Below are 19112 nucleotides of genomic sequence, written 5' to 3' on the forward strand. Positions count from 1 at the left end.
GCGCGTGACACAGTGCGCCTTCGGCGTCACACAGCGTCCATGCAACGGCGAAACAGCGCGGCGCGCGGCAAGTGCGCCTTAGGGTTCCAGCAGGCCGGGCCTGCGCTCAAGCCGTTTTCGGCGCCTGGTACGGCTTTCGCTTGAGGTCGCCGGGCGCACGGCCGCCGGGACCGGCGACGCGCCGCCCGCCGCTCGCGGCCGAACCCGGTCTCGTACACCCGCAAGGACACCTGAGGAAACCCGAGATGCCGCTTCAGCTTCGCCGTCTCCCGCCCCGAGGCCCCATCACGATCGATGCGCCCGCGCGGCTGCATCTGGGCTTTCTTGATCCGAACGCATCGCTCGGACGCGCGTTCGGCAGCCTGGGTCTCGTCATCGATACGCACGGCACGCGCATCGAGGCACGGCACGCGGAGCGCGAGCAGATTGGCGGCGCCGTGAACGAGGCCGAGCGCGAGCGAATCGCACTGTGTCTCGCGCGGCTGCGGGCTGCCTATGGACCCGCGACGCTCGCAATCGACGTGCAGGAGGCGCCGCGCGCACACACCGGCCTCGGCTCCGGCACGCAGCTGGCGCTGGCCGTTGGCGCCGCGTTCACGCGGCTCGCGGGCCAGCCGGCGACGAGCGCCGAACTCGCCCGTCTGCTCGGACGCGGCGCGCGCTCCGGTATCGGCATTCTCGGCTTCGAGTGCGGCGGCCTGCTGCTCGACGGCGGCCCGCCCGGCGATCTGCGCCAGAGCGCGCCGCCGCTGCTGGCGCGCCAGCCGTTTCCACAGCAGTGGCGCGTGCTGCTCGTCAGCGACAACAGCCGCGAGGGTCTGCACGGTGCCGAGGAACGCAGCGCGCTCGCGGCGCTCGCGCCGTTTCCGCAGCGGCTCGCCGCGCATCTGTGCCATCTGGTGCTGCTGCAGATCCTGCCTGGTGCGGCCGAGCAGAATTTCGCGCCGTTCGCGCACGGCCTTACCGAGATGCAGCAGACCATTGGCGAATACTTCGCGAGCGCGCAAGGCGGCGTGTTCGCGAGTCCCGACGTCGAGCGCGTGCTGCGCGCGGTCGCCGCCGAGCGCACCGCCGGCATCGGCCAGACCTCGTGGGGCCCGACGGGCTTCGCGGTGCTCGCGAGCGAACGCGAGGCCAACGGCGCGCTCGCAACCGCGCGCGCCGTGGCGAGCGCGTTGCCGCATATCGAATGCAGTGTCGTCGCGGGCCGCAATAGCGGTGCGACGATCCGCGGCGCCGAGGCGCGCGCGCCGCACATCGACGCCGCATGACGCGCGGCGCGAATCGCGCCACGCGCGGCGCGGCTTTGCCGTGCGCCGTCCCTGAGATTGCCACTGAAACGAGCCCCTGCCATGTCAGAAACCATTGAAAGGCCCTACATCCTGCACATGTTCACGGCCACGCCGCAGATGAGTCCGTTCGACGTCAACATGGCCGCCGATGCCGGCTATCAGGTCATCGTGCCGTATTGCAACGTCGAGGCCGGGATGGTCGCGAACCTGACGCAGGACGCGATCTTCTCGCGCGGTCCGAAAGGGGTGTCGCGCACCGGCATCTTCATCGGCGGACGCGACGTGATGCAGGCCGCCGACATGCTCGACCTTGCACGCAAGGCCATGGTCCCGCCGTTCGAGGTCTCCGTGTTCGCCGATCCGAGCGGCTCGTACACGACCGCGGCCGCGCTCGTCGCGCTGGTCGAGCGGCATCTGGGCAAACAGCACGGCATGGAGCTGGGCGGCAAGCGCGTGCTGATTCTCGGCGGAACCGGCGCGGTCGGGCGCATCGCGGCAGCGATTGCCGCGTCGCGCGGCGCCGACGTGACGATCGCGAGCCACCACGACCGCGATCGCGCGGTCGGTGCCTCGACCGATCTCAACAAGCGTTTCGGCGTCGTCACCAACGGCATCGGCGCCGCGACGACGGACGAACTGCGCGGCGCGCTCGCCGACGCGGAAATCGTGCTCGCTACCGCGCTTGCGGGCGTGCAGGCGGTCAGCAGCGACGACCTCGCGCATGCGAAACGCCTGCTCGTCGCCGCCGATGTCAATGCGGTGCCACCGGAAGGCATCGCCGGCGTGAACGTGATGAACGACGGCAAGCCGATCGACGGCGTGCCGAACGCGGGCGCAGTCGGCATCGGCGCGCTGGCGATTGGCAACGTCAAGTATCAGGTCGAGCATCGCCTGTTCATGCGCATGCGCACGGGCGGCAAGCCGGTCTACCTCGGCTTTCGGGAAGCGTACGACGAGGCCCGCTCGGTCGCGGCCGGTCTCGGCTGAGAGCGGCCATGACGAAGCCGCACCGCCCGCCCACGCAGGCGCCGTTCATCGCGGTTGCCGGCTTGTCCGCGCGTTGGCTCGCGCAGTCGGCGAAGCGCGCCGGGCTGCACGTCGCCGCGCTCGATATCTTCGGCGACCGCGACACGCGCGAGGCCGCCGAGCTGTGGTTCGACATCGGCGCGGAGGGCAGCGCGCTCGCGATCGATCGGGGGCGGCTCGTCGACGCGCTTACCCGTCTCGCGCGTCTGCCCGATTTGCTTGGCTGGGTCGGCGCAAGCGGGCTCGAACCGTTGATGCCGCGGTTGAGCCGCGAACGCGGCTTGCCGCGCTATCTCGGCAACGATGCCGAGGCGATGGCGGCCGTGCGTGAGCCGCGGCGTTTCTTCGCGCTGCTCGACGCGTTGCGGATCGCGCATCCTGCCGTGGCGTTCGAGCGGCCCAAGACGGCTGACGGCTGGCTGTTCAAACGCGCGGACGGCTGTGGCGGCACGCATATCCAACCCGCCACGGCGTTCGGCGCAGGCACCGGTTCCACATGCGGCTACTTCCAGCGGGTCGGCGAGGGCCGCTCGCTGTCGGCGCTTTTCATTGGCGCGCAGGGCCGTGCGCATGTGCTCGGCTTCGCCGCGCAGCTCACCTGCGCGATTGGCGATCGGGGCTTCGTGCATGCGGGCTCGATCGGTCCGATCGAACTGCCGCCCGCGCTCGGCGCACGCATCCAGGAAGCGCTCGACGCGCTGTGCGCGCGCACCGGTCTCGTCGGCATCAACAGCTGCGACTTTCTCTCGGACGGCACCACGTTCGACGTGCTCGAAATCAACGCGCGCCCGTCGTCGACGATGGCGCTCTACGAGACCGCGTCGCCCGATGCATGGCCAGCCGGCCTGCTCGCGTGTCATCTCGACGCGTGCCGCCACGGCCGCCCGCCATCGGCCGCGAGTCTCGCGCTGTCCCGTGAGCCGCGCTGGCGCGCCGGCCAGCGGGTGCTGTTCGCGCAGCGGCCTTTTACCGTCTCGCCAGCCTTCTCCGACGCCTGCCTGCACGACCCGCAATGCCGCGACGTGCCGATGCCCGGTACTCGCATCGAGGCAGGGCAACCGGTCTGCACGCTGCACGTGCGCGCGGCGTCGGTGGACGCGGTGCGCGCCGCGCTCGATGCGCAGCACGAACGCGTCGTCCAACGAATCGAAACCTGCGATGAATCCGACCATGCCTGCCTCCACGACCATAGCTGACCCTTGCGCGCCGGCCGCGCCGCCGAGCGTGAACGCGCTGTCCGAGCACCTCGTCGCGCGGCTCGTCGAGCATGCGGCGCACCTCGGTGTCGCCCTCACCCGCACAGCCGGCGGCACCGTGATCGCCGACGCCGGCGTCGACGCGCGCGGCAGCCTCGACGCCGGTCTGCTGATCGCGCGCATCTGCATGGGTGGACTCGGCCGCGTCGCGGTACGCGCGAACTTCGAGGCCGCGCCGCTGTGGCCGACCATGCTCGAAGTCAGCACGTCGTTGCCGGTGCTCGCGTGTCTCGGCAGCCAATACGCCGGTTGGAGCCTGTCGGCAACCAAGGAGCAGACCGGCGGCAAGAAGTTCTTCTCGCTCGGCTCGGGGCCCGCGCGCGCGCTCGCGGTCAAGGAGCCGCTATTCGACGAGCTCGGCTATCGCGACCGCCACGAACGCGGCGCGCTCGTGCTCGAAGTGGACCGTTTGCCGCCGCAGGTCGTCATCGACAAGGTGCTGCACGACTGCGGCCTCGCGCCCGAACACCTGACGCTGATCGTCACGCCGACACACTCTGTCGCGGGTACGGTACAGGTCGTCGCCCGCGTCGTCGAAGTTGCGCTGCACAAGGTGCACGTGCTCGGCGTGCCGCTCGATGAGGTCGTTGCGGGCACGGGCTCGGCGCCGCTGCCGCCGCCCGCGCCCGACGGCATTCAGGCGATGGGCCGCACCAACGACGCGATCCTGTACGGCGGCCGCGTGCATCTGACCGTGAAGCACGACGCGATCGCCCAGCGTCTCGCCGACAGCCTGCCCTCCGTCCATTCGCGCGACTACGGCCGGCCGTTCGCCGACGTTTTCACGGCCGTCAAGTTCGACTTCTACCAGATCGATCCCGCGCTGTTCGCGCCCGCCGAGGTGTGGGTCAGCAGCCTCGAAAGCGGCGCGACCTATCATGGCGGCCGGCTCGACGCCGGGCTGCTGCAAAAACAGTGGGGCGGCCAGTCCGCCGCGCGATGATGCTCACGCCATTCACGCCGACCGGCGCGACGCACACGGGCCTGCGCATCGCGATCATGACGGACGAAACCGGCTGGCACACCGGCCGGCTGAAAAAAGCGTTCCGCACGCGCGGCGCCGAAGCGCGTTGCGTCGATCTCGCGGATTGCCGGATCGACACGACCTTGCCGCACGGGCTCGCCGTGCCGGGCTTCGGCCGCACGTTGCCGGACGCCGTGTTCGTGCGCGGCATCGCCGGCGGCAGCTTCGAGCAGGTGACACTCCGGCTCGGCATCCTGCACGCGCTGCGCGAGTCGGGCGTGCCGGTCTATAACGATGCGCGCGCGATCGAGCGCAGCGTCGACAAGTCGATGACGAGCTTCCTGCTGCATCGCGCGGGCGTGCCGACGCCAGCCACCTGGGCCGGCGAATCCGCGGCGTTCGCGCAGCGCGTGCTGATGCGCGAAGCGGCCGCCGGCCGCCAGGTCGTGCTCAAGCCGCTGTTCGGCTCGCAAGGCCACGGCCTCAAACGGCTCGGCGCGCGTGGCGGGCTGCTCGCGCCGTTGCCCTCGCTCGCGCGTTACCGGCAGGTCGCGTATCTGCAGCGCTTCGTCGCCGGATGCCGGCCAGGCTTCGACTGGCGCGTGCTGGTGATCGGCGGCAAGGCGGTCGCGGCGATGCGGCGCAGCGGCGGCAAGGGCTGGATTCACAACGTCGCGCAAGGCGCGCGCTGCGAGCCCGCCGAACTGACACTCGCGCTCGCGCAGACCGCCGTGCGCGCAACCGCCGCGCTCGGGCTCGACTACGCCGGCGTGGACCTGATCCCGGACCCCGGCGACGACGCGCTGCCGCTTGTCCTCGAAGTCAACGGCGTGGCGGCGTGGCGCGGCTTGCAGTCGGTCGTGCCGCTCGATATCGCGGACGCGCTCGTCGACGATCTGCTCGATCGCAAGCTCGCGGCGCAGCAGCGCGTGAACCAGCAGGCCCAGGAAGCGGATGCCGGATTGCCTGAGCGGTCTCCGCAGCGCCGGGCGTGAGCGTCATGCCCGACACCCGCGCCATCCCCTTCGAGCACGCGCGCGCGGCCTTCCTCGAAGCCTGCGCGCTCGATGTCACCACGCCGAAACCCGGCAATGTCAGCACACAAAGCGCCGGCCACGGCATGCACGCCGCACAGTTCCTCGCCAGCGCGGACGCCTCGCTCGACGCGCTATTCGCCCGGAGCGCCCGGGTGGGACAGCGCATTCTGGACGCGGTGACGCGCACGCGCGCGGCCGTCGGCTGCAATACGAACCTCGGGATCGTGCTGCTCGTCGCGCCGCTCGCCGCGGCCCTCGAAGCAACCGGCGAACCGCCGGTAGCGGCGCAAGCGTGGCGCGCGGCGGTCGGCGACGTGCTGAGCCGCCTCGACGTCGAAGACGCACGGCTCGCTTACCGCGCGATCGCGCTCGCCAATCCCGGCGGTCTCGGCGACGCGCCGGAGCAATCGGTCCACGCGCCGCCGACGATCGGCCTGCGCGACGCGATGCGGCTCGCCAGCGAGCGCGACAGCATCGCGCGGCAATACGCCAACGGCTTCGCGGACCTGTTCGACACGGGTCTCGCCGCGTACCGCGAAGCCCCCGCGCGGACGCCCGAAACGGCTGACGAAATCGCGATGCTCAACGTGTTTCTCGCGTTCCTCGGCCGCTGGCCCGACTCTCACATTGTGCGCAAGCACGGCGTCGCGCTGGCGCAGAGTGTCACGCTGATGGCACGCCAACAGCACGCGCGCTGGCGCCAAACGCCGGCCGCCGCGCGCTGCTCGGCGAGCGATCCGCAGCTCGATGCCTGGGATGCCGAACTGAAGGCGCACGCGATCAATCCCGGCACCAGCGCGGACCTCGCGGTCGCCACGCTGTTCGTCGCGCGTTGCATCGAAGCGCACCGCTAGACCTGGATCGGCCTGGCCGGACCTTTGCCGTTTTCCGCCAGCAAGAACGCGTCCCCGCCTGGCACGGAACCTGTTAGTTAGTACCGCCGTGCATTCCCGCTCCGCTCTCGCGATGCTGTTCTGGACTGTCGCAGGCGGCGCCTCGTCAGCAGGTCCATACCTACTCATTGGAGGAACAGAATGGCCAAGATCAACCGCGTCATGATCGGTGAGTCGCTCGTCGGCGACGGCAACGAGGTCGCGCACATCGACTTGCTGATCGGACCGCGAGGTTCGGCTGCGGAGACTGCGTTCTGCAACGCCCTCACCAACAACAAGGACGGCTTCACTTCGCTGCTCGCCGTCGTTGCCCCCAATCTCATCACGAAGCCCAACACGATCCTGTTCAACAAGGTGACGATCAAGGGCGCCAAGCAGGCCGTGCAGATGTTCGGTCCGGCGCAGCATGCTGTCGCGCTCGCGGTGGCCGACAGCGTCGAAGACGGCACGATCCCGCAGGACGAGGCCGACGATCTGTTCCTCTGCGTCGGTGTCTTCATCCACTGGCAGGCCGAGGACGACAAGAAGATCCAGCAGTTCAACTATCAGGCGACGCGCGAGGCCATCAAGCGCGCGGTCGGCGGCGAACCGAGCGCGTCCGAAGTGGTGGCGAAGAAGGGCACCGTCGCGCATCCGTTCGCGCCGAACTGACGGCGCCGGCAAGCGTGGGAGGCCGGCGCCGTGAGCGGTGTCGTCGCCGTTGGCGGCGGCGTTGCCGGCCCCGCCTCCTCGCCCATCCCACTGCCTCGCGGCCGCACGGGACCGCCATCGCACAGCGGTTCGCGAAGCAGGCACCATGCTCTCCGCAGAGGCATTCAATGACTATCAGATGTCGCGCGCTTCTCGCCCTTCTCTCGCTCCCGCTCGCCGCCCCGCTCGCGTGGGCGGACGGCTACAACTATCCGACCGAGGGCCGCGTCGAATACGTGCTCAGTTGCATGGACGATAACGGCCACGATTTCGCGAACGTCTACAAGTGCTCATGCGTGATCGACAAGATGGCCGCCTCGTTGCCGTATGACGAATTCGTCGACCAGGCGACCTTCTCGAAGTACGCGACGCTCGGCGGGGAAGGCGGCGCGGAATTCCGCGTGGACCAGGCGAAGGCGCAAACGAAGAAGTTCCGCGCGCTGCAAGCCACCGCGTATCAGGCGTGCGGACTCGGCCCGGACAAAACACCGACGGCGGCGAAATGACCGCTGGGTGAAATGCCCGAGGCGCCCGGCGTATGGGCGCCCCGCGCACGAGCGCCCCGCGCATGGGCACCCCATCAATTCGGCACCAGACCCTCGCCCAGCGACGCGTAACGCGCAACCCCCACGCCCGCCGCGGATCCATCGCCGCGGCGCCGCTCGATCTGCACCCCGACGGCGGCGAGGTCGGCAAATTTGGCCGGTTTCGCGAGCGACACGCGAACCCAGTGCGCGCCGAAGTCGGCGATCAGCAGTTGCGCGATCGTCTCGGCAAGCGCCTCCAGAAGCCGCACGTGATGCGACGCGAACAGCGCGAGCAGCGCTTCGCGCACGGCTGCGTAATTGACCGTATCTTCGATCCGGTCCGTCGTGCACGCGCGGATCGCGGGCACGCCGATGGCGAGATTCACGCGTACCGGTTGTGCCACATGCTGCTCGCTGCTGTCGATACCGATGACCGTCTGGCTGATAAAGTTCTCGATGAAGACGATGTCGAGGCGCTCGGGCAACGCACCGGCATGCGCGCCGGCATTCGCGCCGAGGCTGGAAAATGCGGCAAGGCGAACAGTATCGATACGATCCATGATGTCCTCCGCCGCGGCGCGGCCCAGAATTGAACAGCCTGTAATGGCGAGCGAAACATTCAGTAGAACGGTAGAACGCCGCGCGGCACACTGTGTGCCGAAGCCGCGACAGGCACACAAGATGCAAACCGTTTGGCGCGCCCCGATCCAGAAAAGCAAATTTCGGGCACGGTGTGGTAAACCCAGTGTCACTTTCTGTTGAACCGATCTTGCATCGGGCGTAGAGTTTTAAACACCCGCCTGGTAGCAGGGCCGGTCGCGAGGGTGCGGGCGGACCGAGATGGCGCCACACCAAGGGCAGGCAGGCTTGATAAAGCGGCATTCGCGGCGTGCGAAGCGCTCACGCTTCCGAAATGGCGCATCGGAGACAAATCCCATGTCGTTGCTCGCTGACAGCAATTCGCACGTCCGGGAAGTTCTGAACGTCGTCAACCATCAGTTGACCACGCGGCCGACAAGCGAATCCGTCGCTCAATCGTGGACGCGCTGCATCAACGAATTCCAGCTGGACCCCGCGCGTTTCGTCCCACCACCGGTGCTGACCGACTACGAACTCAGAGCCCGCCGTGAGGCGCTCGGCGACCTGATCGCCTGTTCGAAGCTCGAAATGACGACCCTTTACCAGCAACTGGCCGACCCCGAACTCGCGGTCGTGCTCGTCGATTCGGGCGGCATCATCGTGCATCAGGTGTCGTCCGTGCCGTTCGCGGAGGCGGTCGCCGGCGACGGTTTTCGCGTCGGCGCGCTGTGGAGCGAACGCGAAGCCGGCACCAACGGCATGGGCACCTGTCTCGCGGAGCGCGACTGCATCGCAGTCTGTCAGCACGAGCATTTCTATCCGCGCTATACATCGCTCACCTGCTCGGCCGCGCCGATCTTCGACGACAGCGGCGAAATCGCCGGCGTGCTCGACGTTACGAGCCGCTCGAAGCTGCTGCAGCAGCACTCGCTGGTGCTGGTCGGCATGTCGCGGCAGATGATCGAAAATCGTCTGCTCGATTCGCGCTACCGGCACGCGAACATGATCCATTTCCACAGCCGACCGGAATTCGTCGGCACGCTGCACGGCGGCAAGCTCGCCGTCGGCGACGACAGCACCGTGCTCGCCGCGAATCGCAGCGCGCTGTTCCAGCTCGGCTTCCGCTCGCTCAGCGAGCTGCGCGGCCGGCGCATCGAGGAAGCCTTCAACGCCTCGCTCGAAGACATGATCGCGCGCAGCATTCGCGGCTCGTTCCATCCGGTCACCGTCTACAGCGCGAATGCGACGAACCGCTTTTTCCTCGTCGCGCAGACGCCGCCGAACGCCACCGGACGGGTGACGAGCGTGTTCGTCAGCAACCCCGCCGTGCGCACCAGCGCACCCGAAAAACACGAAAAGCACGTGCCGTCGCAGAAGCTCGACGAAATCGCGCACCTCGAATTCGGCGACCCGCGCATGGCCTCGCAGATCCAGTTGGCCGCACGCGTGATCCAGCGCAAGATTCCGATCGTGCTGCGCGGCCAGACCGGCACCGGCAAGGAAGTCTTCGCGCAGGCGCTGCATAGCATCAGCCCGCATGCCAACGGCCCGTTCGTGCCGGTCAATTGCGCGTCGCTGCCGGAAAACCTGATCGAAAGCGAACTGTTCGGCTATCGCGCGGGCGCATTTACCGGGGCGCAGCGCGAAGGACGGCGCGGCAAGATCGTGCAGGCCAACGGCGGCACGCTGTTTCTCGACGAGATCGGCGACATGCCGCTCGTGCTGCAGGCGCGCCTGCTGCGCGTGATCGAGGAGCACGAGGTCACGCCGCTTGGCGCCGAGACGACCGTCAAGGTCAACTTCCAGTTGATCAGCGCGAGCCACCGCAATCTGCTCGAACTCGTGCAAAGCGGCGAGTTCCGCGAGGACCTGTATTACCGGTTGAAAGGTGTCGAGCTGAATCTGCCGACGCTGCGCGAGCGGGTCGACAAGCTGCCGCTGATCCATCATCTGCTCGCCAACGAGACCGACGATCCGCCGGAGCTGACGCCGGAAGCCGAACACGCGCTCCTGACCTACGCGTGGCCCGGCAACATCCGTCAGTTGCTGCACGTCTTGCAGATGGCGATCGCGCTGTCCGACGGTGAGCCGATCCGTTGCGAGCATCTGCCGCCCGAAGTCACGCAACGCACGTCGGCGGCCGACATGCCCGCCGCCTTGCGCCTCGCCAACGCCGACATGGACGCGCATCTCGCCGACGAGGCGGACGTTTCTTCGCTGAACGCGATCCAGCTCAACGAGCGCGAAACGGTGCTGTCGCTGCTCGACGAGCATCGCTGGAACGTCAGCAACGTCGCGAAGGCGCTCGGCATCAGCCGCAATACGCTGTACCGGAAGATGCGCCGGCTGCACATCAGGCTGTCGCACGAAGGCTCGCCGCCCGACGGTCTGCCGCTCGATCTCGACGCATGACCGAGTCGTCGCCCCCCAGCGAGTCAGCACCCAAGGCCGCGCGCGAGCTCGCCGACTTCAAGCCGGACGCGCGCTTCGCGTGGTGCGTGACCGGCTCCGGTCACATGCTCGAAGAATCGATCGCGCTCGCGCGGCGCCTGCCGCGCGTCGATCTCTTTCTGTCCGCGGCGGCCGAGGAAGTGCTGCCGCTCTACGGCTGGACGCTCGACAAGCTGCGCGAAACTTTCCGCGTGCTGCGCGACAACAGCGCGAGCGGCGTGCCGGTCGGCATGCTGTATCACGGCGTTTATCACACGGTCGTGATCGCGCCCGCCACCAGCAACACGGTCGCCAAATGCGCGTACGGCATCTCGGATACGCTGCCGACCAACATGTACGCACAGGCCGGCAAGCAATGCATTCCCGGCATCGTCTTTGCATGCGACACCGAACCGAGCGTCATCACGCATAGCCCGGACGAATGGGTCGAACTGCGGCCACGGGCGATCGAACTCGACAACGTCGAGCGTCTGGCGCGCTTCGAATACACGACGCTCGCGCGCTCGCTCGACCAACTCGAAACGGCGCTCGCGCAACGCCTCGCGACCCTCGACCTCGCATGGACCACATCCTCTTCCTGACCGGACGGCTCGCCGAGCCGAGCCTGCTGCGCGTGCTCAACGGCATGGCGCCGACGCCGTTCAGTTGGGAGGTGCGCGAAATCGGCCTGCAGGTCGCCGCGCTGATGACCGCCGAGATGATTCAGCGCCGCGTGAGCGCGCCGCTCGCCGCGCAGCGCGTGATCGTGCCGGGCCGCTGCCGCGGCGATCTCGACGCGTTGAGCGCGCACTATGGCGTGCCGTTCGAACGCGGCCCCGAGGAAGTGAAAGACTTGCCCGAGTATTTCGGCCACAAGGCGAAGCCGTTCGACCTGAGCCGCTACGACACCGAGATTTTCGCGGAGATCGTCGACGCGCCGCGCCTCGACCTCGACGGCATCGCCGCGCGGGCGCGCGAATACAGGAGCCAAGGGGCGGATGTGATCGACATCGGCTGTCTGCCGGACACGCCGTTTCCGCATCTCGAAGACGCGGTGCGGCGGCTCAAGGCCGAAGGCTACCGCGTGAGCGTCGATTCGATGCGCCACGACGAACTGTTGCGCGGCGGCCGCGCGGGCACCGACTACCTGATGAGCCTGAACATCGACAGTTTGTGGATCGCCGACGAAGTGCCATCCACGCCGATTCTCGTCTCACGAGAACCCGGCGACGCGGCCTCGCTCGACGCCGCGATCGACGCGCTATCCGCGCGCGGCCGCGCGTTTCTCGCCGATCCGATTCTCGACCCGATTCCATTCGGCCTGGCCGCGTCGATCGCGCGCTATGTGCGCTTGCGCGAACGCTATCCCGACATCGCGATCATGATGGGCATTGGCAACGTGACCGAGCTGACCGAGGCCGACACGAGCGGCATCAACGCGATGCTGCTCGGCATGGCGGCCGAATTGCGCATCAGTGCGGTATTGACCACCTCGGTGAGTCTGCATGCGCGGCGCGCGCTGCGCGAAGCCGATGTCGCGCGCCGTGTGATGCATGCCGCGCGCGATGCACAGGTGCTGCCCAAGGGTATCAGCACCGAACTCGCGACCGTCCACGCGAAACGCCCGTTTCCGTACAGCGCCGATGAAATCGACGAATTCGCACGCGGCGTGCGCGATCCGAATTTCCGCGTGCAGGTCAGCACCGACGGCATCCACGTATATAACCGCGACGGCCACCGGCGCGGCGACGATCCATTCGTGCTGTATCCGCAACTGAATCTCGAGAAAGACGGCGGCCACGCGTTCTATATGGGCGTGCAGCTTGCGCGCGCGGAAATCGCGTGGCGGCTCGGCAAGCGCTTCGACCAGGACCAGCCGCTCGATTGGGGCTGCGCGCTCGACCGGCCCGAAGAAGATTTGAGCGCCTGGTGCGCGCCGGGCGAGACGATGAAGAAGCGCTGAAAAGCGGCGCCCCCATGCACGGCGGCCGGCTCGCGGCTAAACTTGCAATGAAATCGGCTCAGGCGCGCGAGCGACGGTCGATCAGCTGCAGGATCATCGGCGTGAAGATCAGTTGCATCGCGAGTCCCATCTTGCCGCCCGGCACCACGATCACGTTCGGGCGCGACATGAACGAGTCGTGCAGCATCGTCAGCAGATACTGGAAATCGATGCCCTTCGGCCGCGCGAAGCGGATCACCACGAAGCTCTCGTCGGGCTGCGGAATCTCGCGGGCGGTAAAGGGATTCGACGTGTCCACGGTCGGCACGCGCTGGAAGTTCACGTGCGTGCGCGAGAACTGCGGGCAAATGTAGTTCACATAGTCGGGCATGCGCCGCAGGATCGTGTCGACCACGGCTTCGTGCGTATAGCCGCGCATCGTCTGATCGCGGTGCAGCTTCTGGATCCATTCGAGGTTGATGATCGGCACGACCCCGATCAGCAGATCCGCATGCCGCGCGATGTCGACCTTATCGGTCACGGCCGCGCCATGCAGCCCTTCGTAGAACATCAGGTCGGTGCCGGGTGAGACGTCCTCCCACGGCGTGAAGGTGCCGCCGTCCTGCTTGTACAGTTGCGCTTCAGCCTCGTCGTGCACGTAGTGGCGAAACTGCCCGCTGCCGGTTTCGCCGTAACGCGTGAACAGCATTTCGAGTTCTTCGAGCAGGTTCGCCTCCGGGCCGAAGTGGCTGAAATCCCGCACACCGTCGCGTTCGCGCTCCATCATCGCCGCGCGCATGCCGTTGCGGTCATAGCGATGGAACGCATCGCCTTCGACGATCTGCGCATTGATGTGCTCGCGCCTGAAGATATGTGTGAAGCTCTTCATGACGGTGGTGGTGCCCGCGCCGCTCGAGCCGGTCACCGCGATGATCGGATGTTTGACTGACATGCGCTTGTCTCCCGATGACTGGGTTCTGTATGCCGTGCGTGCGGTCAACAGTCCGTCACGCCGTGAAATCCGGCAGGAACAGTGAGCGCGTGCCGAACAGTGGCGACGTGAAGGGCTTGTCCTCGCCACGGTCGTATTCGCCGTGATAGCGCGCAATGCGCTCGACCTCGTTTTTCGAGCCGAGAATCACCGGCACGCGGCCATGCAGCGCGCGCGGCTGCACATCGAGAATGCGCTCGCGGCCGGTGATCGCGAGACCGCCGGCCTGCTCGACCAGAAAGCTCATCGGGTTCGCTTCGTAGAGCAGGCGCAGGCGCCCTTCCATCGCCGGCGTTTTCGAGTCGCGCGGATACATGAACACACCGCCGCGCATCAGGATGCGATGCACTTCCGCCACCATCGACGCGATCCAGCGCATGTTGAAGTCGCGCTCACGGCAGCCGCTGCGGCCGTCCTTGCACTCCTGCACGTAGCGGCGCACGGGCGGCTCCCAGAAGCGCTCGTTCGACGCGTTGATCGCAAACTCGCCGGTCTCGTCCGGAATGCTGATGTTCGAATGCGTGAGCACGAAGTTGCCGATGTCGCGCTCCAGCGTGAAGCCGTGCGTGCCGTTGCCGACCGACAGCACCAGCATCGTCGAGGGTCCATACACCGCGTAGCCGGCCGCGACCTGCTCGCAGCCCGGCCGCAGGAAGGCGGCTTCGCTCGCCGCATTCTCGGCCGGGTCGCGCGTGCGCAGCACCGAGAAGATCGAGCCGACCACGCCGTTGATGTCGATGTTCGACGAACCGTCGAGCGGATCGAACGCGAGCAGATACTCGCCGCGCGGATACTCCGGCGGAATCGCGTACACCTGCTCCATTTCCTCGGACACCATCGCCGCCAGCAGGCCGTCCCACTCGCATTGCTGCACGAAGATGTCGTTGCTCGAAATGTCGAGCTTCTTCTGTTCCTCGCCGTGCGTGTTGAGGGTCTGCGCCGAACCGTAGTTGCCGCCGAGCGCGCCCCGGGTCAGCATGGCCGAGATCGACTTGATGGCGGCCGCCACGTCGATCAACAGCGCGGAGAGTCCTGCCCTGTCCCGCGTGTTCTCCGTACACGGCGGGCGATCGAGCGTGTCGATCAGGAACTTCGCAAGTGTCGTGCGTCCGTCCTGCATGGCGTTCTCCCTGGAGAGTGTCGTGATTCAGCCCGGCGGCGCGGTGAGGGCGCGCGCGGTGGATGGCGATGGCGAGGACGGTTGCGGCGGCTCGTCGAACACGCGGCTCGCGCGCACGTCGGCGGCGTCGATCAGCGTCAGCGTGGCAGCGTCGATCGGCTCGCCGCCCTGCAACGCGGTCGCGAACAGGCGGTTGGCCTGGCGCAGACGCGCGCGGTCGAGCGCATTGCGCACCGAGCGCGCGTTGGCGAAGTTCGGCTGGCGGAGGCGGCGCGCCAGATAGTCGGCGAATGCGCGGCGCGACGCGGGATCGAAGCGGTAATGCAGGGTGCCGAGCATCCGCTCGGCGATTTCGAGCAGTTCCGTTTCCGTGTAGTCGGGAAACGTGATGTGATGCGCGATGCGCGAGCGGAAACCCGGATTGCTCGCGAAGAACACTTCCATCCGCGACGCGTAGCCGGCCAGAATCACGACCAGGTCGCTGCGCTGGTTCTCCATCGTCTGCAAGAGGATTTCGATTGCTTCCTGCCCGTAGTCGCGCTCGTTCTCCGGGCGGTACAGGTAATACGCTTCGTCGATGAACAGCACGCCGCCCATCGCGCGCTTGAGCACGTCGCGCGTTTTCGGCGCGGTATGGCCGATGTACTGGCCGACGAGGTCATCGCGCGTCACCGAGACCAGATGATTGCGGCGAATGTAGCCGAGCCGGTGCAGCACCTCGGCCATGCGCAGCGCGACCGTCGTCTTGCCGGTGCCGGGATTGCCGGAGAAGCACATATGCAAGGTCGGCGCGCCGCCCGCGAGTCCCAGCGAAGCACGCGCGCGTTCGACCAGCAGATGCGCGGCGACCTCGCGAATGCGCGTCTTCACGGGCGCGAGCCCGACCAGATCGCGATCGAGTTCACCGAGCACCGCGCCGATGCCCGAGTCGCGGTACAGCGCCGCCAGGTCGATGTAGGGCGCAGCGGCGTCGCGGTGCGCGGTGGACGCGAGCAGCGCGTCCGCGATGGCGGCGTCTGTCATGGCTCCTCCTTGCGGCGGGTCAACCCGCCGCGCCGTAACGCTCGCCCGCCGGCCGGTCGCCCGCATAGCCCGCCATGCTGTAGCGCTGCGTGCGCCCCTGCGCGTCCTGACGCAACAGGCGAAAGCCCGGCTCCACTTCCGGCCGGTTGACGATGAACGACAGGCGCATCGTCTCGAAGGTGCGCACCGAATCGAAGGCGTTGACCTTGATGTAGTGCTGCGGCCGCGCCGCGCGGCAAGCCCTGACCTCCTGCAACACACCGGCCGCGTCGTGCAGATCGAACATCGGCAGCCCCCACATTTCCCAGTAGGTGTTGCGCGGATGCGGGTCGTCGGTGTATTCGACCGAGCAGGCCCAGCCCTGGCGCAGCGCGTAGTCGATCTGCAGGGTGATTTCCTCGTCGGTCAGGTCGGGCAGAAAAGAAAACGTTCCTTGAGTAATACGCATGACGGACCTCGTTGATGGATGTCGCGTTTGCCATTGCGTCATCAGTGCCGCGCGCGCTGACGTTGCACCGCATGGCGAGTGCGCCTGAAGCGCTGGCGCGATAAGCCCGGCTCGACTCGCCTAAGCCGCCGTCGGCGTGACGGCGAAATCTGGTGTATCGGTGGATGCGTAGTTGAAGGTCACATCGCGCCATGTATCGAGCGCCTGCTTGAGCGGCGTGCACCAGCGCGCGGCGGCTTCGAGCACGTCGGGCCCTTCCCGCAGGATGTCGCGGCCCTCGTTGCGCGCTTTCACCATCGCTTCGAGCGCGACGCGGTTCGCGGTCGCACCGGCCTGGATACCGGCCGGATGACCGATCGTGCCGCCGCCGAACTGCAGGATCGCGTCGTCGCCGAACAGGTCGAGCAGCTGATGCATCTGCCCCGCGTGAATCCCGCCCGAGGCGACCGGCATCACCTTGCGCAAGCCCGCCCACGGTTGATCGAAGAAGATGCCGCGCGACAGGTCCACCGCGTTGTACGCGTCGCGGCACACGTTGTAGTAGCCCTGCACCGCGAGCGGATCGCCTTCGAGCTTGCCGACCGCGGTGCCCGCATGCGCATGATCGACGCCCGCCATGCGCAGCCATTTGGCGATGACGCGAAACGAGATGCCGTGGCTGCGTTGCCGCGTGTACGTGCTATGCCCCGCGCGATGCAGATGCAGGATCATGTCGTTCCTGCGGGCCCAGCGCGACATCGACTGGATCGCGGTCCAGCCGATCACGAGGTCGATCATGACGATGCACGAGCCGAGCTGCTTCGCGAATTCGGCGCGCTCGTACATGTCCTCCATCGTGCCGGCGGTCACGTTCAGGTAGTGCCCTTTGATCTCGCCGGTTTCCGCCTGGGCGCGGTTCACCGCATCCATCGCGAACAGGAAGCGGTCGCGCCAATGCATGAACGCCTGCGAGTTGATGTTCTCGTCGTCCTTCAGAAAATCGAGGCCACCGCGCAGGCCTTCATAGACCACACGGCCATAGTTCTTGCCCGAAAGACCGAGCTTCGGCTTGACCGTTGCGCCGAGCAGCGGCCGTCCGTATTTGTCGAGCCGTTCGCGCTCGACGACGATGCCGGTCGGCGGCCCCTGAAACGTCTTCAGGTACGCGACGGGGATGCGCATGTCTTCGAGCCGCAGCGCTTTGAGCGGCTTGAAGCCGAACACGTTGCCGATGATCGACGCGGTCAGGTTCGCGACCGATCCTTCTTCGAACAGATCGAGTTCATAGGCGATATAGGCGAAGTATTGCGGCTCGTCGGCGCGCGAAACCGGCACCGGTTCGACGCGATACGCCTTCGCGCGATACATGTCGCAGGCGGTGAGCCGGTCGGTCCACACCACGGTCCATGTCGCGGTCGACGATTCGCCGGCCACCGCGGCCGCCGCCTCTTCCGGGTCGACGCCGGGTTGCGGCGTGATGCGAAAGAGCGCGATCACGTCGGTCTCTTTCGGTTGGTAGTCCGGTTGCCAGTAACCCATCTCGCGGTATTTCATCACGCCTGCCGCGTACCGTTCGCGCGGATTGCGCGGATCGCGCGCGTGAGCTTCGGGCCGGATCGGCGGTTGACTGAAATCGTTCATGACGTGTCCTCGAAGGGTGGCAAGCGCACTGCCGGAAGAACGAAGCGCATGAGTTGCACTGTAGGCACGGACACGCCCAAGCGGAATTCACGATTTTATTTGGCAGACTTAACGGATCGGTTATCGCTATCACATCGTTAGTTTCTTTTTCACGCCATGAAACGCGAATGAGAGCAGAATGGTCCGGTGTGCGAGGCGGGCGCGGCGTGACAGCGCAATCGGATCAGCGAACCGCGATGGAACACTTTGCTTCGTTTTCGCCACACCACGCGGCGGCCGGCGTCTGGCATGCCGCGCGGACGCCGCGGCGCGGCGTAATTCGCCGGGCGCTGTATTAGCTCGCGAACGCATGCCCGCCTGGCCGGTCGGCATACATGCGGGCATGGAGCTTGCGTGGTGCCGGCTGCCGTCGGCATCGGGGGGCATCAAGCCGGGCCGGCGGCGCAACGCTGTTTCAACTCATGGAGGAAGCACGTATGCAATGGACGACCCCGAGCTATACCGACGTACGCCTCGGTTTTGAAATCGTGATGTATGTCGCTACGCGTTGAGCCCGCGATCGGGCCGCAGGCCGCGGCCCCCTCGCGGTTCGTGTCTGTGTTTGACTTCTGTTGACGGCCGGCCTTCCGGCGCTGTCGGGGCACACGTTCCCAGCCATGATCCACGAAACGATCGTCACCACGGCAGCGTGCGATGGCCGTCCTCATATCGCGCCGATGGGCGCGCGCTCCGAGGATGAGCGCATCATCCTTGCGCCTTTCCGTCCGTCGGTCACGCTCGACAATATCGTCGCGACGCGCGCGGCGGTGCTCAACTTCACCACCGATGTGCGTATTTTTGCGGGCTGCGTCACGCATTGCGCGACCGACTGGCCGACCGTGCAGGCGAGCCGCGTCGCGAGCGTGCGCCTCGCCGAATCGCTCGCGCACGCCGAACTCGAACTCGACGAACTGCGCGACGACGACGAGCGCCCCGTGCTGGTGATGAAATGCGTGCACCGCGAAAACCACGCGCCGTTCGCGGGCTTCAATCGGGCGCAGTCGGCGGTCGTGGAAGGCGCGATTCTGGTGAGCCGGCTCTTCATGCTGCCGGCCGACAAGGTCGATCGGGAAATGGCGTATCTGCAGATCGCGATCGACAAAACCGCCGGCGAGAACGAGCGCACCGCATGGGCCTGGCTCGTCGCCGCGATCGCGCGCCACCGCGCGAATCTCGAAGGGGCGGCCAAGCACGCCGCTACCTCCATCCATCACTGAACCCGTTTCTCGCGGAGA

19 protein-coding genes are annotated in these 19112 nt (G+C 67.2%); 13 read left to right on the plus strand and 6 right to left on the minus strand.

Annotation, left to right across the window (positions count from 1 at the left end; all coding sequences use genetic code 11):
* Positions 1-245 precede the first annotated feature (245 nt).
* From LJ655_RS14875 to LJ655_RS14910, 8 genes are all read left to right on the plus strand, one after another.
* Entirely contained in the window at positions 246-1271 is a 1026-nt protein-coding gene (locus tag LJ655_RS14875; protein ID WP_230562012.1) for a beta-ribofuranosylaminobenzene 5'-phosphate synthase family protein, read from the plus strand.
* Positions 1272-1352: 81 nt separating this feature from the next.
* Complete coding sequence (locus tag LJ655_RS14880; RefSeq protein WP_230562013.1) at positions 1353-2279, plus strand: NAD(P)-dependent methylenetetrahydromethanopterin dehydrogenase; 927 nt, start codon at positions 1353-1355, stop codon at positions 2277-2279.
* A gap of 8 nt (positions 2280-2287) precedes the next feature.
* Complete coding sequence (locus tag LJ655_RS14885) at positions 2288-3514, plus strand: ATP-grasp domain-containing protein (protein ID WP_230562014.1); 1227 nt, start codon at positions 2288-2290, stop codon at positions 3512-3514.
* The gene (gene mch / locus LJ655_RS14890; RefSeq protein WP_230562015.1) at positions 3477-4517 is read left to right on the plus strand and encodes a methenyltetrahydromethanopterin cyclohydrolase; all 1041 of its coding nucleotides are present in this window, start codon (positions 3477-3479) and stop codon (positions 4515-4517) included. Before LJ655_RS14885 ends, mch begins: the two co-directional genes overlap by 38 nt.
* On the plus strand, positions 4514-5533 hold the full coding sequence (locus tag LJ655_RS14895) for an ATP-grasp domain-containing protein (RefSeq protein WP_230562016.1): 1020 nt from the start codon (positions 4514-4516) through the stop codon (positions 5531-5533). The genes mch and LJ655_RS14895 overlap by 4 nt, the downstream gene beginning before the upstream one ends.
* 5 nt (positions 5534-5538) lie before the next feature.
* Positions 5539-6429, plus strand: coding sequence for a triphosphoribosyl-dephospho-CoA synthase (locus LJ655_RS14900; protein WP_230562017.1), 891 nt, complete (start codon positions 5539-5541; stop codon positions 6427-6429).
* 180 nt (positions 6430-6609) lie between these two features.
* Positions 6610-7119, plus strand: a complete 510-nt coding sequence (gene fae, locus LJ655_RS14905; RefSeq protein WP_230562018.1) for a formaldehyde-activating enzyme — start codon at positions 6610-6612, stop codon at positions 7117-7119.
* A 167-nt stretch (positions 7120-7286) separates the two neighbouring features.
* Positions 7287-7664: a hypothetical protein gene (locus LJ655_RS14910; RefSeq protein WP_230562019.1), complete on the plus strand. Its 378-nt coding sequence runs from the start codon at positions 7287-7289 to the stop codon at positions 7662-7664.
* Between the two features lie 74 nt (positions 7665-7738).
* Here LJ655_RS14910 and LJ655_RS14915 read toward each other — a convergent pair whose 3' ends face one another.
* Entirely contained in the window at positions 7739-8245 is a 507-nt protein-coding gene (locus tag LJ655_RS14915) for a dihydroneopterin aldolase (RefSeq protein ID WP_230562020.1), read from the minus strand.
* Positions 8246-8621: 376 nt separating this feature from the next.
* Between LJ655_RS14915 and LJ655_RS14920 the strand changes: the two genes are divergently transcribed.
* The 3 genes from LJ655_RS14920 to LJ655_RS14930 are packed head-to-tail and all read left to right on the plus strand — an operon-like array spanning position 8622 to position 12657.
* Entirely contained in the window at positions 8622-10676 is a 2055-nt protein-coding gene (locus LJ655_RS14920) for a sigma-54-dependent Fis family transcriptional regulator (protein ID WP_230562021.1), read from the plus strand.
* Positions 10673-11296, plus strand: a complete 624-nt coding sequence (locus LJ655_RS14925; RefSeq protein ID WP_230562022.1) for a flavoprotein — start codon at positions 10673-10675, stop codon at positions 11294-11296. The genes LJ655_RS14920 and LJ655_RS14925 overlap by 4 nt, the downstream gene beginning before the upstream one ends.
* Entirely contained in the window at positions 11275-12657 is a 1383-nt protein-coding gene (locus LJ655_RS14930) for a DUF6513 domain-containing protein (protein ID WP_230562023.1), read from the plus strand. The genes LJ655_RS14925 and LJ655_RS14930 overlap by 22 nt, the downstream gene beginning before the upstream one ends.
* Before the next feature lie 58 nt (positions 12658-12715).
* Here LJ655_RS14930 and LJ655_RS14935 read toward each other — a convergent pair whose 3' ends face one another.
* The 5 genes from LJ655_RS14935 to LJ655_RS14955 all read right to left on the minus strand — a co-directional run bounded on the left by LJ655_RS14935 (position 12716) and on the right by LJ655_RS14955 (position 17838).
* The gene (locus LJ655_RS14935; protein WP_230562024.1) at positions 12716-13588 is read right to left on the minus strand and encodes a phosphoribulokinase; all 873 of its coding nucleotides are present in this window, start codon (positions 13586-13588) and stop codon (positions 12716-12718) included.
* A gap of 55 nt (positions 13589-13643) precedes the next feature.
* Positions 13644-14747 carry a class 1 fructose-bisphosphatase gene (locus LJ655_RS14940; RefSeq protein ID WP_230562025.1) on the minus strand — a complete coding sequence of 368 codons (1104 nt, stop codon included), beginning with the start codon at positions 14745-14747 and terminating at the stop codon, positions 13644-13646.
* Positions 14748-14774: 27 nt separating this feature from the next.
* A complete protein-coding gene (gene cbbX / locus LJ655_RS14945; RefSeq protein WP_230562026.1) occupies positions 14775-15770 on the minus strand; it encodes a CbbX protein in 996 nt (331 codons plus the stop codon).
* Between the two features lie 19 nt (positions 15771-15789).
* Positions 15790-16218 carry a ribulose bisphosphate carboxylase small subunit gene (locus tag LJ655_RS14950; RefSeq protein WP_230562027.1) on the minus strand — a complete coding sequence of 143 codons (429 nt, stop codon included), beginning with the start codon at positions 16216-16218 and terminating at the stop codon, positions 15790-15792.
* Positions 16219-16338: 120 nt separating this feature from the next.
* Positions 16339-17838 carry a form I ribulose bisphosphate carboxylase large subunit gene (locus tag LJ655_RS14955; protein ID WP_230562028.1) on the minus strand — a complete coding sequence of 500 codons (1500 nt, stop codon included), beginning with the start codon at positions 17836-17838 and terminating at the stop codon, positions 16339-16341.
* Positions 17839-18314: 476 nt separating this feature from the next.
* Here LJ655_RS14955 and pqqA point away from each other — a divergent pair, with 476 nt between their 5' ends.
* Both pqqA and LJ655_RS14965 read left to right on the plus strand, forming a co-directional pair.
* Complete coding sequence (gene pqqA / locus LJ655_RS14960) at positions 18315-18389, plus strand: pyrroloquinoline quinone precursor peptide PqqA (protein ID WP_113062024.1); 75 nt, start codon at positions 18315-18317, stop codon at positions 18387-18389.
* 105 nt (positions 18390-18494) lie between these two features.
* On the plus strand, positions 18495-19094 hold the full coding sequence (locus LJ655_RS14965; RefSeq protein WP_230562029.1) for a DUF447 domain-containing protein: 600 nt from the start codon (positions 18495-18497) through the stop codon (positions 19092-19094).
* Positions 19095-19112: the final 18 nt, after the last annotated feature.

It is taken from the genome of Paraburkholderia translucens, from assembly GCF_020881035.1.
Lineage (GTDB): Bacteria > Pseudomonadota > Gammaproteobacteria > Burkholderiales > Burkholderiaceae > Paraburkholderia > Paraburkholderia translucens.

Excerpts from the sequence above, each read along its gene's own strand:
- LJ655_RS14875 (WP_230562012.1), top strand. The coding sequence starts at position 246 with ATGCCGCTTCAGCTTCGCCGTCTCCCGCCCCGAGGCCCCATCACGATC.
- LJ655_RS14880 (WP_230562013.1), top strand. The coding sequence starts at position 1,353 with ATGTCAGAAACCATTGAAAGGCCCTACATCCTGCACATGTTCACGGCC.
- LJ655_RS14885 (WP_230562014.1), top strand. The coding sequence starts at position 2,288 with ATGACGAAGCCGCACCGCCCGCCCACGCAGGCGCCGTTCATCGCGGTT.
- mch (WP_230562015.1), top strand. The coding sequence starts at position 3,477 with ATGAATCCGACCATGCCTGCCTCCACGACCATAGCTGACCCTTGCGCG.
- LJ655_RS14895 (WP_230562016.1), top strand. The coding sequence starts at position 4,514 with ATGATGCTCACGCCATTCACGCCGACCGGCGCGACGCACACGGGCCTG.
- LJ655_RS14900 (WP_230562017.1), top strand. The coding sequence starts at position 5,539 with ATGCCCGACACCCGCGCCATCCCCTTCGAGCACGCGCGCGCGGCCTTC.
- fae (WP_230562018.1), top strand. The coding sequence starts at position 6,610 with ATGGCCAAGATCAACCGCGTCATGATCGGTGAGTCGCTCGTCGGCGAC.
- LJ655_RS14910 (WP_230562019.1), top strand. The coding sequence starts at position 7,287 with ATGACTATCAGATGTCGCGCGCTTCTCGCCCTTCTCTCGCTCCCGCTC.
- LJ655_RS14915 (WP_230562020.1), bottom strand. The coding sequence starts at position 8,245 with ATGGATCGTATCGATACTGTTCGCCTTGCCGCATTTTCCAGCCTCGGC.
- LJ655_RS14920 (WP_230562021.1), top strand. The coding sequence starts at position 8,622 with ATGTCGTTGCTCGCTGACAGCAATTCGCACGTCCGGGAAGTTCTGAAC.
- LJ655_RS14925 (WP_230562022.1), top strand. The coding sequence starts at position 10,673 with ATGACCGAGTCGTCGCCCCCCAGCGAGTCAGCACCCAAGGCCGCGCGC.
- LJ655_RS14930 (WP_230562023.1), top strand. The coding sequence starts at position 11,275 with ATGGACCACATCCTCTTCCTGACCGGACGGCTCGCCGAGCCGAGCCTG.
- LJ655_RS14935 (WP_230562024.1), bottom strand. The coding sequence starts at position 13,588 with ATGTCAGTCAAACATCCGATCATCGCGGTGACCGGCTCGAGCGGCGCG.
- LJ655_RS14940 (WP_230562025.1), bottom strand. The coding sequence starts at position 14,747 with ATGCAGGACGGACGCACGACACTTGCGAAGTTCCTGATCGACACGCTC.
- cbbX (WP_230562026.1), bottom strand. The coding sequence starts at position 15,770 with ATGACAGACGCCGCCATCGCGGACGCGCTGCTCGCGTCCACCGCGCAC.
- LJ655_RS14950 (WP_230562027.1), bottom strand. The coding sequence starts at position 16,218 with ATGCGTATTACTCAAGGAACGTTTTCTTTTCTGCCCGACCTGACCGAC.
- LJ655_RS14955 (WP_230562028.1), bottom strand. The coding sequence starts at position 17,838 with ATGAACGATTTCAGTCAACCGCCGATCCGGCCCGAAGCTCACGCGCGC.
- LJ655_RS14965 (WP_230562029.1), top strand. The coding sequence starts at position 18,495 with ATGATCCACGAAACGATCGTCACCACGGCAGCGTGCGATGGCCGTCCT.